Source organism: Streptomyces sp. NPDC087420 (genome assembly GCF_044744165.1).
Lineage (GTDB): Bacteria > Actinomycetota > Actinomycetes > Streptomycetales > Streptomycetaceae > Streptomyces.
This window is the reverse complement of record NZ_JBIUXU010000006.1, coordinates 43,449-56,072: the sequence shown is the minus strand read 5'-3', so window position 1 is coordinate 56,072 and position 12,624 is coordinate 43,449. Positions and strand designations below refer to the sequence as shown.

15 protein-coding genes are annotated in these 12,624 nt (G+C 69.3%); 12 read left to right on the top strand and 3 right to left on the bottom strand.

The window, feature by feature from the left end:
* The first annotated feature begins 308 nt into the window (after positions 1-308).
* The 10 genes from ACIO1C_RS13605 (at position 309) to lnt (ending at position 9,061) form a co-directional block, all read left to right on the top strand.
* Positions 309-1,181, top strand: a complete 873-nt coding sequence (locus tag ACIO1C_RS13605) for an undecaprenyl-diphosphate phosphatase (protein WP_401862306.1) — start codon at positions 309-311, stop codon at positions 1,179-1,181.
* 152 nt (positions 1,182-1,333) lie between these two features.
* Positions 1,334-1,504, top strand: a complete 171-nt coding sequence (locus ACIO1C_RS13600; protein ID WP_356431818.1) for a hypothetical protein — start codon at positions 1,334-1,336, stop codon at positions 1,502-1,504.
* An 89-nt stretch (positions 1,505-1,593) separates the two neighbouring features.
* On the top strand, positions 1,594-2,160 hold the full coding sequence (locus tag ACIO1C_RS13595; RefSeq protein WP_401862303.1) for a hypothetical protein: 567 nt from the start codon (positions 1,594-1,596) through the stop codon (positions 2,158-2,160).
* A 217-nt stretch (positions 2,161-2,377) separates the two neighbouring features.
* Positions 2,378-3,829, top strand: coding sequence for an MFS transporter (locus ACIO1C_RS13590; RefSeq protein WP_401862301.1), 1,452 nt, complete (start codon positions 2,378-2,380; stop codon positions 3,827-3,829).
* Positions 3,830-4,253: 424 nt separating this feature from the next.
* The gene (locus ACIO1C_RS13585) at positions 4,254-4,769 is read left to right on the top strand and encodes a methylated-DNA--[protein]-cysteine S-methyltransferase (RefSeq protein ID WP_401862300.1); all 516 of its coding nucleotides are present in this window, start codon (positions 4,254-4,256) and stop codon (positions 4,767-4,769) included.
* Between the two features lie 43 nt (positions 4,770-4,812).
* On the top strand, positions 4,813-5,313 hold the full coding sequence (locus tag ACIO1C_RS13580; protein ID WP_401862297.1) for an RNA polymerase sigma factor: 501 nt from the start codon (positions 4,813-4,815) through the stop codon (positions 5,311-5,313).
* Positions 5,313-5,930, top strand: coding sequence for a methylated-DNA--[protein]-cysteine S-methyltransferase (locus tag ACIO1C_RS13575; protein ID WP_401862294.1), 618 nt, complete (start codon positions 5,313-5,315; stop codon positions 5,928-5,930). Before ACIO1C_RS13580 ends, ACIO1C_RS13575 begins: the two co-directional genes overlap by 1 nt.
* A complete protein-coding gene (locus ACIO1C_RS13570) occupies positions 5,927-6,712 on the top strand; it encodes a 2OG-Fe(II) oxygenase (protein ID WP_401862292.1) in 786 nt (261 codons plus the stop codon). The genes ACIO1C_RS13575 and ACIO1C_RS13570 overlap by 4 nt, the downstream gene beginning before the upstream one ends.
* A 155-nt stretch (positions 6,713-6,867) precedes the next feature.
* On the top strand, positions 6,868-7,338 hold the full coding sequence (locus ACIO1C_RS13565) for a nuclear transport factor 2 family protein (RefSeq protein WP_401862289.1): 471 nt from the start codon (positions 6,868-6,870) through the stop codon (positions 7,336-7,338).
* 109 nt (positions 7,339-7,447) lie between these two features.
* A complete protein-coding gene (gene lnt / locus ACIO1C_RS13560) occupies positions 7,448-9,061 on the top strand; it encodes an apolipoprotein N-acyltransferase (RefSeq protein ID WP_401862286.1) in 1,614 nt (537 codons plus the stop codon).
* Here lnt and ACIO1C_RS13555 read toward each other — a convergent pair.
* The gene (locus ACIO1C_RS13555; RefSeq protein WP_401862284.1) at positions 8,985-9,890 is read right to left on the bottom strand and encodes a Gfo/Idh/MocA family protein; all 906 of its coding nucleotides are present in this window, start codon (positions 9,888-9,890) and stop codon (positions 8,985-8,987) included. The genes lnt and ACIO1C_RS13555 overlap by 77 nt on opposite strands.
* 125 nt (positions 9,891-10,015) lie before the next feature.
* Between ACIO1C_RS13555 and ACIO1C_RS13550 the strand changes: the two genes are divergently transcribed.
* Both ACIO1C_RS13550 and ACIO1C_RS13545 read left to right on the top strand, forming a co-directional pair.
* Entirely contained in the window at positions 10,016-10,534 is a 519-nt protein-coding gene (locus ACIO1C_RS13550; RefSeq protein WP_401862281.1) for a DinB family protein, read from the top strand.
* A 158-nt stretch (positions 10,535-10,692) separates the two neighbouring features.
* Positions 10,693-11,124 (top strand): hypothetical protein, encoded by a 432-nt coding sequence (locus tag ACIO1C_RS13545; RefSeq protein ID WP_401862278.1) that lies wholly within the window; start codon positions 10,693-10,695, stop codon positions 11,122-11,124.
* 46 nt (positions 11,125-11,170) lie between these two features.
* Here the strand turns inward: ACIO1C_RS13545 and ACIO1C_RS13540 are convergent, their stop codons facing one another.
* Positions 11,171-11,680: a hypothetical protein gene (locus tag ACIO1C_RS13540; protein WP_401863178.1), complete on the bottom strand. Its 510-nt coding sequence runs from the start codon at positions 11,678-11,680 to the stop codon at positions 11,171-11,173.
* Between the two features lie 190 nt (positions 11,681-11,870).
* Positions 11,871-12,554 carry a uracil-DNA glycosylase gene (locus ACIO1C_RS13535; RefSeq protein ID WP_161308472.1) on the bottom strand — a complete coding sequence of 228 codons (684 nt, stop codon included), beginning with the start codon at positions 12,552-12,554 and terminating at the stop codon, positions 11,871-11,873.
* Between the last annotated feature and the right edge of the window lie 70 nt (positions 12,555-12,624).

The window sequence follows — 12,624 nt, the reverse complement described above, 5'->3', positions numbered from 1 at the left end:
CGCGCACGGGCACTTAGCACGCGGACGCTAGGCTGCACCGGAACCGACACGTGATCGCCGCCACTTGTTTCGGATCGGCGTCACCGATGCAGGTCACCGTCGCGGGTCCCCGACCCCCGACAACGCCGTGTTTCGCCGTGTCCGTCCCGTCAGCCCTGTCCACCCTGTCAACGAAGAGTCAGCGTGACCAGGACCGCCCGCCCGTCCATATGATCCAATCCTCGTACCGCCCGTCAGCTCCCGCTCCGCCACTGCGCCGTGGTTCAGCCGGCCAGTGCACGATGATTCCTTGGATGGCGTAGTACCTCATGTCTTGGTTCGAATCTTTCATCCTTGGACTCGTCCAGGGGCTGACCGAGTTCCTGCCCATCTCCTCCAGCGCGCACCTGCGGCTCACCGCGGCGTTCGCCGGCTGGCACGACCCGGGCGCGGCCTTCACGGCCATCACGCAGATCGGCACGGAAGCGGCCGTGCTGATCTACTTCCGCAAGGACATCGCGAGGATCATCTCGGCATGGTCCCGGTCGCTGACGAACAAGGCGCTGCGCTCCGATCATGACGCGCAGATGGGGTGGCTGGTCATCGTGGGCTCGATCCCCATCGGTGTCCTGGGCATCACGTTCAAGGACCAGATCGAGGGCCCCTTCCGCGATCTGCGGCTGATCGCCACGACACTGATCGTGATGGGCATCATCCTCGGCATCGCCGACCGGCTGGCGGCCCGCGACGAGGCCGGCGGCAAGCACCGCGCCGTCAAGGTCCGCAAGTCCCTCCAGGACCTGGGAGTCAGGGACGGCCTGATCTTCGGCATCTGCCAGGCACTGGCGCTGGTTCCGGGCGTCTCCCGCTCGGGCGCCACGATCAGCGGTGGCCTCCTGATGGGCTACACCCGCGAGGCGGCGGCCCGTTACTCCTTCCTGCTCGCGATCCCCGCGGTGCTGGCGTCCGGCGTGTTCGAACTCAAGGACGCGACCGAGGGCCACGTCTCCTGGGGCCCCACCATCTTCGCGACGATCATCGCGTTTATTGTTGGATATGTCGTCATTGCCTGGTTCATGAAGTTCATCACCACGAAGAGCTTCATGCCGTTCGTCGTCTACCGGATCCTCCTCGGCATCGCGCTGTTCTTCCTGGTGGGCACGGACACCCTGAGCCCGCACGCGGGAGAGTCGGCGGGCTGACGGACCAAAACCCACGCGGCCGGAGCCCCCGCGGGGACATCGCTGTGGGGGCCACCCCGTAAGAAGAGGGTTAAAACCCCCCGGATCCGAGTGTGAGCAAGGACGCTCCCCGATCGGTCACTTCGCGCCCTGGCTGCGCCTACGCTAGTCGTATGTCCTCTTCTTCCCCTTCCGCTTCCGCGGTGTCCGGCGCCGTCGCGGCCAACGAGCGCATCCGTGCGCTCGTCGACGCGGCCGACGGGACGTGGCCTGCCGAGGCGTACGAAGTGCTGCTGCTCGAATGGGCCGCCGCCCTCCGCCCCGACGTGAACCGGGCCGCCTAGCCCCCTTCCCTCCCGTCCCCCAGCGCCGGCCGTGCGGCCCGAGGTCCACCCATGGATATGGACATGGCCCGAGGAGACTGAGAAGACAGATGACCACTCCTGACACCGCAGAGCTCGATGCCGGGGAACCTGACGCCGGGGAACCGGACACCGCCGCCGAGGAGAAAGCCGGCCGGCACGCGGTGCGCCGCAGGGCCCGGGGAATGTCGCACCACGAGGTCGCGGCCGCTCTGGAGGACGCCCGCAGCCGACTGCCCGAGGAGAGCGGCGACGGCGGCGAGGTAGAAGCCACGGACGACCCGTCCAACGCCCGCACCCTCGCCGAGTTCGAGGAGTGGGAACGCATCGAGGCACTGCTCGCGGTCCACGCCGGCACATACGACCCCGACACCGACGCCTTCGTCCAGGGCGGCCTGGCCGGCGAGGCGGACCGCCGCGCGGCCGAGCGAGCCGAGGCGGCCGACCCCGGCGAGGCCGGAGACACACTGCTGCGGGCGCTGTCCCGTGCAGGTGTCCTCGACGGACCGGGCGGATCCGGCCCCTCCGCCGACGAGGTCACGGCGATCGCGACCCGACTGGCCCAGGCGGATCCCGAAGCCGCCCTCGCGGTGAGCCGCTGGATCGACACGGCGTCAGACCACACACCTCCTTCCTGAAGCAACGGCACGCCTGATGGCGTGTCAGTTCCGGGTCGGCGACACCACGGATCGTAGGCTGAGCCGACGGCCCGGCAGTCCCGGGCGTCGCCCCACGAGGACGCCACAGATCTCTGTGCCGAGCGCCTGACCTGCATGTGCGCCTCCCCCCACCACGACCCCGGAGGCGACAATCAGTTCCCGTTTCCTTACGCCTCGCGTCTTCACCAGCCTCCCCTTGGCGGGCAACTACGCCGCCGCGGTCACCCTCGCGCTGCTCGCGCTGAGTCCGTTCCTCGTACTCACCACGGCGCTCTCCCTCTTCCCTGAGATTCTCATGAAGGAACTGGACGCCAGCCGGTTCCAATTGCAACTCACGAGCGGACTTTCGAACGCCGGATACGCGTTCGGCGCGGTGGTGGCCGCCGACCTCTTCCAACGGCTGCCCGGACGCCATCTCTACATCTTCTGTGAGTCCGGCTTCGTGGTGGCCGCCGTGCTGGCACTGAGCGCCCAGGAAATCGGGCAGTTCATGGCCGGTGTCATCCTCCAGGGCCTGTTCACCGGCATGCTGCTGGTCCTCTCGCTGCCGCCGCTCATCCTCACCCACGGTGTGGACCGTCTGCCGACCACCGCCGCGGTCATCAGCCTCGGGCTGTTCGGCATGGTCACCGCCGGCCCCGTGATCGGCGGACTGGTCGGCAGCTACAGCGGCTGGCGGCTGCTGTACACCTCCGTCGCCGTGCTGGCCGCGATCGGTCTGACCGTCGGCGCCATGACCTTCGAACCCAACGAACCCCCGGCCCGGGGAGCCCGCTTCGACTGGACGGCCATCCCCCTCGCCTTCGGCGCCACCATGCTGCCGTTCTTCGGTGTCTCCTGGCTGTCGCGCGGCGATTTCAGCGACTGGGAGTTCATCGCGCCGGTGGTTGTCGGCGTCGCCCTGGGCGCCCTCCTGCTGGTGACTCAGTACAGCAAGACCAAACCGCTGATGCCGGTGCGGCCGATCAGCAACACACTGCCGGTCACAGGAACACTCAACGCCATGGTCGTAGGCGCCTCCTTCACCACCCTGCTGGAGCTCACCGAGGTCTACATGCTCCAGGTGTCCGGGTACTCCTCCGTGAAGACCGGACTGCTCATCGCCCCTCAGATCGTCGGCGTCGTGGTTTCCGCCCTCCTGTTCCGCAAGATCATGGTCACCCGCTGGACGCCGTACATGGCGCTCTCCGGCCTCCTCAGCATCGTCATCGCCGCGGCGGTGCTGTTCGCCCTGACCCCGACCAACGCGGCCACCATCGTCCCCATCGTCGCGATCCTCCTGGGGTACGGCGCAGGCGCCGGTGTGGTCCCCGGTCTGTTCCTGGCCGGTTTCTCCGTGACCGCCGTGCAGATCGGTCCCACCTTCGCCCTCGTCGAACTGCTGCGCTCCGAGGCCGCGTTCCTGATCGGCCCCGTTCTCGTCCATCTCGCCATGATCCAGAGCAGTTTCACGGACGGGTTCCAGCTGTCTCTGGAGATCATGCTGGCCTTCACCGCCGCCTCGGCCGTCATCCTGCCGGGACTGTTCCTGCTCGGCGGCGCCCGCCCGGAGCCGCCGAACCTCGAAGGCTGGATGTCCGGCGCCTCGACCGGCTACCACTCCCCGCGGATCGCCAACAAGATCCGCAAGCCCCTGCCCTCGTCGTAAGCGACGGCCGGCGGCTCTGTCCTCTACCCCCGCCCTCCACACCCGCGAGTCTTTCCCGGGGGCTCCACCGACCGGTCGGTGGAGCCCCCTCCCGCACATATAGGGGACAAAGCACCGGTCGGGCTTGGAGACAGGACCACGCTCTCTTCTGTCTCCTCGTCCGTCGCGTCGGTCTCCTCGTCCGTCGCGTTCTCGTCCGCGTTCGGTTCTGTCGCCATGAGGTGCTCCCGTTCGTGTGTGTCGGATGATCACTGTCATTGCGGCGCCTCACCGAGTAGACGCCGGCCGGACTCAAAACGTGAGCCGCCGGTGCGCCGCAAAGAAATCTCCCGCCCGACCTCACGTTTCGCGTCGCCCCAGCGTCTACGAGATGTGAAAGGCGATCCGTCCGGGATCGTCACCGGTTCGGGGAAGGGAACATTCCATGCAGACCTTGAGCAGCCGCAGGGTGCATACGACGATCGAGTCGCCGCTCGGCGATCTCACGGTGGTCGCGGAAGACGACACATTGACAGGGCTCTACTTCGCGGACCACCGCCGCGGCCCGGCGACCGACTCGCTCGGCGTGCGCGAGGAAGCGGGCTTCGAGGAAGTCAGGCGTCAGCTCGGTGAATACTTCGCTGGAGAGCGGCGCGAGTTCGCTCTGCCGCTGACTGCCGTCGGGGACGCGTTCCAGCAGCGTGTGTGGCAGCTGCTTGCCCGCATTCCCTACGGCCGGACACGTTCTTATGGTGACCTCGCGCGTCAGCTGGGGGATCCGGCGCTCGCGCAGGCCGTGGGCGCGGCGGTCGGGCGCAATCCGATCAGTGTGATCGTGCCCTGCCACCGCGTGGTGGGCGCCGACGGCAGCCTCGTGGGCTATGCGGGCGGGCTGGGGCGCAAGCGGCACCTGCTGGACCTGGAAGAGCCCGCACCGGCCAAAGCCGATCGGCTTTTCTGACGTGGCGACCTCACGTTCGGCGCCGCCGGTTCGTTTACCAGGTGTGACCAAGCCACCCTTCCAACAGATCGTGACCGAGTACGGGCCCATGGTGCTCCGCGTCATCCGCGCCGTCCTCGGGCCGGACGACGCCGAGGACGCGTGGTCGGAGACTTTTCTCGCGGCGATGAAGGCCTATCCCGACCTGCCGTCCGAGGCCAATGTGGAGGCCTGGCTGGTGACCGTCGCCCATCACAAGGCGATCGACGCCACCAGGGCCAACGCGCGTCGGCCGGCCCCGGTGGAGGAGCTGCCAGAACGTCCCAGCCGCATCGGCAGACCGCAGGACTGGGACGGAGACCTGTGGCAGGCCCTCAAGGCCTTGCCCGAGCGGCAGCGCCAGGCGGTGGCGTACCACTACCTGGCGGGTCTGCCGTACAAAGAAATCGGCGCACTGACCGGTTGCAGTGCCGCCGCCGCACGCCGGGCCGCGGCCGACGGAATCAAGACTCTGCGCAGCACATATCCAAGAGATACCGACGAGATGGGAGTGGCCCGAAGGTGATGAACGCATCCGACCCGGAGACCAGGCGCCTGTTCGCGGCGCTGCCTTCACACGACAACCAGGTGCTGACCCGGCTGGAGGCCCGGCTCGTCGCACAGGCGGAGGAGGAGGGAATCCTCGACGTCGCCTACCGCACCCTGGACACCCCGGCCGGGAACCTGCTGCTCGCCGCCACCGAACAGGGGCTGGTCAAGGTCGCCTACGCGGTCCAGGACCACACGGAGGTCCTTCAGAAGCTCGCGGAGACGATCGGGCCGCGCATTCTGCGCGCGCCTGCCCGGCTCGACGAGGCCAGCCGGCAGATCGACGAGTATTTCGCCGGCCGGCGCAAGCGGTTCGACCTGCCGCTGGACTGGCGCCTGTCCAAGGGCTTCCGTCGTGACGTGCTCAGCCACCTCGGCCAGATCGGCTACGGACACACCGAGAGCTACGCGGAGGTAGCCGTCGCCTCCGGCAGCCCACGAGCCGTCCGGGCCGTGGGAACGGCGTGCGCCACCAACCCCCTGCCGGTTGTGGTGCCGTGCCACCGCGTGGTGCGCTCCGACGGATCGGCCGGCCAGTACGTAGGCGGTGTGGACGCCAAGCACATCCTTCTCACCCTGGAGACAGCAGCATGACCACCACAACAAAGCGGAAGCACACCGGCGGCGCGGCCGCCACCACAAAGGCCACCTCGGAAGCAGAGGAGAGGGACGTGTTCGCCCGGCGGGTGGGCGCTGCGGACTGGGACACGGTAACCGACGAGATCAACGCGTACGGATGTGCGCTCCTGCCCCAGTTGCTCACCCCCGCCGAGTGCGCGGATCTCAGTCTGCTCTACGAGCGGTCCGATCTGTTCCGCTCCACGATCGACATGGGACGCCACCGCTTCGGCAGCGGCGAGTACCGCTACTTCGACCGGCCCTTCCCCGAGGCGGTGCAGCGGCTGCGCGAGGAGTTGTATCCGCGACTGCTGCCAGTGGCCCGTGACTGGTACGCCAAGCTCGGCCGGGACGCCGAATGGCCCGAGTCGCTGGCGGAGTGGCTGGAGATATGCCACCGGGCGGGGCAGGAACGGCCCTCACCGATCCTGCTGCGCTACGGGGCGGGGGACTGGAACGCACTGCACCGCGATGTGTTCGGCGAGAAGGTCTTTCCGCTCCAGGTGGTCGTCAATCTGAACGCACCCGGTGAGGACCACTCCGGCGGTGAGTTCTTGATGGTCGAGCAGCGACCCCGGGCGCAGTCGCGAGCGACGGCCACCCTCATACCCCAGGGACACGGGCTGGTCTTCACCACCCGCGACCGGCCGGTGATGTCCAAGCGAGGCTGGTCCGCCGCCCCCGTACGGCATGGCGTGTCCGTCGTGCGCTCGGGCCGGCGCCACACGCTGGGGCTCGTGTTCCACGACGCCACCTGATCACGCCCGGCGGGCCCGCCGCGCACTCCTGAACGCGTCGGCAAAGAAGGCGTGGACGGCAGGGCGAGGCCGCTTCGCAGCACGGCTTGATCAAGACTTCCGTCGCCGGACCCATGGCCCTTGGCCTGGGGGCTCGCCTACCGGAGACTGGGACGATGACGCAGCGCGTGGAACTTGCGACACTCCTGGACCGGCTCGCCATCGATGAAGTGATCACGAGCTACGCGGTGGCCGTCGAGGATGCCGACTGGCCAGGTTTCCTCGCTCTGTTCGCCCCGGAGGGCCGCGCCGACTACACGGCGGCGGGTGGGGTCGAAGGGCCGGCGGGTCAGGTCGCCGAGTGGCTGGCCGGTGAGTTGCGGCCGTTTGCCGTTCGGCAGCAGCTGATCGTCAATCGCCGTGTGCGCTTTCAGGACGCGGACGGTTATCCGGGGAATCACGCCGAGTTGACGGCCGGTTATCTCAGTCCGCTGCGTCATGAGTCGGGCGACGACGTGATGTCGGGCGGCCGGATCGTGTTCGGGCTGCTGCGGGGTGAATCGGGCTGGCGGCTGAGCCGCGTCGTCGTCCACGAACAGTGGCGGCGCGCTGGGGATCTGCCCGGTGCTGTGCGAGCCGCCGGCTGACCCTTCCGGTCCAGTCCTGGGCGTCTCCCCCCGCTCCCCGGCCATGCCTGCTTCGGTCCTCGGCTTCGGGGGAAGAGACTGCTGAACAGGCAGGATGAGGAGGCACGGTATGCAGACCCTGGCCGTCAGGCGCGTGGTGTCCGGCCCGCGCATGACCTCGCCCTGGTGGCGTGGTGCGGCTGCCGTGGTGGCGGGCGCGCTTCCCGCCCTGGCCTTTCCGGCTCCGTCTCTCTGGTGGTTCGCGTACGGGGCGCTGGTGCCCTGGATGCTGCTGGTCCGGAGTGCGCCCACAGCGCGGCGGGCGGTGGTGGACGGTTGGCTGGGCGGCCTCGGTTTCATGCTGTTCGTGCACCACTGGCTGATGCCGAGCCTCAATGTGTTCATCGTGATAGTGGCGGCGCTGCTCGGGCTGCTCTGGGCTCCGTGGGGGCTGCTGGTGCGTTCGATGCTCGGCGGGGTGCCGTCCGCCGGGCGGGCGGTGGCCGCCGTCGCCGTGGTGCCCTCGGGCTGGCTGATGGTCGAACTGCTCAGGTCCTGGGAAGGACTCGGCGGGCCCTGGGGGCTGCTCGGAGCCAGCCAGTGGGAGGTCGCACCGGTGTTGCGGCTCGCCTCGGTGGGCGGTGTGTGGCTGGTGAGCCTCCTGGTGGTCTCGGTGAACACCGCACTCACCTTGCTGATCGCGGTGGCCGCCGCCCGGACGGTCGCGGCGGTGGGGCTCGTGGTGTGCGCACTCGCCGTGGGCAGTGCGTGGACGTGGGCGCCGAGGCCCGAGCGGTCGGGGCAGGCGAGGATCGCGGTTGTCCAGCCGGGCATCATCTCCGGACCCGGTTCGCTGGAGCGCCGGTTCACCCGCAACGAGACGCTGACGCGGACACTCGCCGGTCAGGACCTGGATCTGGTGGTGTGGGGCGAGAGCGGTATCGGCGCCGATCTGGGGCGGCGTCCCGATCTGGTGGCGCGGCTGGCAGCGCTCTCCCGTACGGTCCGGGCCGATCTGCTGGTCAATGTGGACGCCCGTGTCAGGGGCGCGGCCGAGGGGGCCGGGATCTTCAAGCGGAGTTTCCTGATCGGGCCGAAGGGACCGACGGGCGACACCTACGACAAGATGCGGCTGGTGCCCTTCGGCGAGTACATCCCGGCCCGTTCCGCTCTGGGGTGGGCCACGTCGGTGGGCAAGGCGGCCGGCGAGGACCGCGTGCGGGGATCGCGGCAGGTGGTTATGACACTGCCGCCGGGGCCGTCGGGAGGCGGGCTGCGGTTCGGTCCGCTGATCTGCTTCGAGACGGCGTTCCCCGACATGAGCAGGCGCCTGGCGCAGGACGGTGCGCAGGTGCTCGTGGGCCAGTCGTCCACTTCCTCCTTCCAGGGGAGTTGGGCGCCGGAGCAGCATGCCTCGCTCGCGGCACTCAGGGCGGCCGAGACGGGCCGGCCGATGGTGCACGCCACGCTCACCGGTGTGAGCGCGGTGTTCGGCCCCGAGGGTGAACGGATCGGGGGGTCGATCGGGACGGAGCGCAGCACCGCCGCGGTCTTCGGCGTCCCGCTGGCCCGTGGCACCACTCCGTACGTGCGGTTCGGTGACTGGGCGGTGTACGCGGCGATCGGCGTTCTGGTGACGCTGGGACTGGCGCGGGGCGGGCGCCGGCTCAGGCGGCCTGCTCCAGCGCCTGCCGTACCACTCGCTCGCACAGCTCATGACTCAGCAGAGCGTCCCGCGCGCTGACGGTCCTGCCGTCCCGTACGGCGTCGAGGAACGTCAGGACACACTGTTCGATGCCGCGCTGGCGGGAGACCGGCACCCAGTCGCCGCGCCGTCGTACGCTCGGCTGTCCCTTGTGGTCGATGATCGTGCCGAGGTCGTGGACGGCCCGCTTGGTGTCCTGTCCCGACACCTCCAGGATCTCCTCGGTGGAGCCGTTCAGCCGGTTCATCATGCCGATGGCGGTGAAGCCGTCGCCGGAGAGCTGGAGCACGACGTGGTGCAGCAGCCCGTCGCGGAGCCGGGCCCGTACATCGGTGTGCTCAACAGGTCCGGGGACCAGGAAACGGAGGGTGTCCACCACATGGATGAAGTCGTCCAGGACGAAGGTGCGGGGGTCCTCGGGCAGTCCGACACGGTTCTTCTGGAGGAGGATCAGGTCACGCGGGTGCTCCAGGAGCTGGGCGTAGCCGGGGGCGAAGCGGCGGTTGAAGCCGACGGTGAGGCTGACGCCGCGTGTTTCGGCGAGTTCCACGATCCGCTGCGAGTCGGCCAGTTCGTAGGCGATCGGTTTGTCGACGTACGTTGGCACCCCCGCCTCCAGCAGGCGGGTGGTGATCTCGGCGTGCGCGGCGGTGGGGGCGTGGACAAACGCGGCGTCGAGGCCCTGCGCGAGCAGCGAGTCCAGGTCGGTGTGGCAGTGCGCCGCCGGGATGCGATAGGTCTCCGCCGTCCTCGCCAGGGTGGCGGGGGTACGGGTTTGGAGATGTAGTTCGACCCCGGGCAGGGTGGTGAGCACCGGCAGATACGCCTTTTGCGCGATGTCTCCGAGCCCGATGCAGCCGACCTTCACGAGTACCTCCTGGCGCTTCTTGGGCGCGTGTCCGACCGTTGATCCACTGTCCGGGCAGCATACGGGGGCCGCCAACCCGGATAACCCGTGGCCGTGAGGGTGGGCGGTGCGTGAGGATGACCGCCATGACCACACCACAACGCTCAGAACCCTCCACCCTCGCCGGCGAGCGAGAGATGCTCGAAGGCTGGCTGGAGTACCACCGCGCGACCCTGGCCACCAAATGCGAGGGGCTGGACGACACGCAGCTGCGCCAGCTCTCGGTGGCCCCCTCGGAGCTGAGTCTGCTCGGGCTCGTACGGCACATGGCCGAGGTCGAGCGCGGCTGGTTCCGCAACACGATCGCCGACGAGAAGGCCGAGGGGATCTTCTTCGACGACGCCGACCCGGACGGTGATTTCCATGCCGGCGAGCACGACACCTATGCCGAGGCGTACGCGGTCTGGCAGGCGGAGATCGCCCACGCCCGCGAGGTGGCCGCGCCGCTCGGGCTCGACGACGTCGGCGCCGGCCGGGTGAGCCGACACACGGGCGACCCGTACAGCCTCCGGTGGGTCTACACCCACATGATCGAGGAGTACGCCCGGCACAACGGCCACGCCGATCTCCTCCGCGAGCGGATCGACGGCGCGACGGGCGACTGACCGCGGGCGGGTCAGGCTCAAGGGCTGTCGGGCTGTCGGGCTGTCGGGCAACAGTCGCCCGGTCCTCACCCGTACGGGCCAATCTTCGCCCGTCGGCTCGCTCAACGACCCCGCCGACCAGCAGAGTTGCGCGGGTGTACCGAACGAGAAGCGCGGCAATGATCATGGTGGGAGTGGCGGTCACGACCGTCTCGGGATGTGTGGCGGTGGATCCGGGAACGGCGCCCGTACCGCGCCCGGAGACGCGTACCCCGGCGGCGCGGCCGGAGGTGGAGCCGCAGATCGTCCAGGCTCCGGCCCGGGAAGTACTGGACGCGGTCCTCCCCGTACCGGAGCGGAAGGCGGCCCCCTCCGCCTCGCCCGACGCCGGCAGGATCGCCCGCCCCCAGCCGGACAGCCGGGCCGTCCACCGTCCGGAAGCCCCGCCCGCGAAGCCGAAGCCCCGTGAGCGGCCCGTGGAGCGGCAGCGGGCCCTGCCCACCACCGCGCCGCCCTTCATCCGCGAGGTGTGCGCGCTCGGCGAGACGTACGGGGGCTGGTCCGAGGACAGCCCCCAGGCGCGGATCTGCCACGACGCCTACGGGAACTGACCGGTGCCGTGACGGGGTGCGGCGACGGGTGCCGTACCCGTGCCGGTCACCACTCCCTGAGCAGGCGCTCCACACGGTCGATGCCGGCCCGCACCCCATTGCCGTAGCCGTCGCCTCCCGAGTCCCCCAGCACGTCCGAGGCGGCGCGTGCCCGGTCCAGGTGGAGCCGCGCCGCCTCGGGGCGTTGCAGTTTCAGGTAGTCGGCGGCGAGGTTCAGATGGAGCGTGGGGTAGAAGGCACGCATCTCCGGTGAGGCCTCACGTGCCTCTCCCGGCGCCGAAGGGGCCCGCCGGTCCGACTCCTCGCCGCCCTGCCCGTCAGCGGCGGTGAGGGCCCGCAGGTCCCAGGCGAGTTCGTCGCCGGCGTCGTCCTGGGTGTCGGCCATGTAGTGCGCCAGCGTGCAGCGGTGGAGTGCGTCCCCCGCCTCTCCGATCTCCGCCCAGAGGGCGCCGAAGCGATTGCGCGCCTCCTCACGGTCACCACCGTGGAGCAGCATGACCGCCTGCCCGATCCTGGTCATGAAGGTGTCCCCCGACGCCTCCCGCTGCTCCGTCACTATCGCCTCCGCTGCCCGTCCGAGAATGCCGACGAACCCGACGCTAACCCTCATGACGGACAATCCCCCTCAGGCTCGGGTGCGGAGCCCGAGCCTGTCAGCGGCGCCCTCGGATCACCGTGCCTCGGATCACGATCCCTCAGATCACGATCCCTCGGATCACCGTCCCCTCGGATCACCGTGCCGTGAATCAGCCGAGGTCAGGAATGCGCCAGTCGATGGGGTCGTGCCCCTGGGCGGCGATCGCCTCGTTGATCTGGGTGAAGGGACGGGAGCCGAAGAACTTCTTCGCCGACAGCGGCGACGGGTGGGCGCCCTTCACCACCACATGCCGCTCCTCGTCGATGAGCGGCAGCTTCTTCTGCGCGTACGCCCCCCAGAGGACAAAGACCGCCGGGTCGGGACGCTCGGCCACCGCGCGGATCACCGCGTCGGTCACCTTCTCCCAGCCCTTGCCCTTGTGGGAGTTGGCCTCGCCCTCGCGGACGGTCAGCACGGCGTTGAGCAGCAGGACGCCCTGCTCGGCCCACGGCATCAGATAACCGTTGTCCGGCACCGGGTGGCCGAGCTCCTCCTTCATCTCCTTGTAGATGTTCCGCAGGGAGGGCGGGGTCCGCACCCCGGGCCGCACGGAGAAGCACAGGCCGTGGCCCTGCCCCGCGCCGTGGTACGGATCCTGGCCCAGGACGAGCACCTTGACCTTGTCGTACGGGGTGGCGTCGAGGGCGGCGAAGACCTCGTCGCGCGGAGGGTAGACCGGCCCCTTCTCCCGCTCCTCCTCGACGAACTCGACGAGCTCCTTGAAGTAGGTCTTCTGCAGCTCGTCGCCGAGGACGCCGCGCCAGGACTCGGGCAGCATGTCGGTGTCGGTCACGTCAACAACCTCCGGTAAGGGATCACTTGTGGCACCGAACCTACCGGTGACCACTGACAACGGCCGTCCC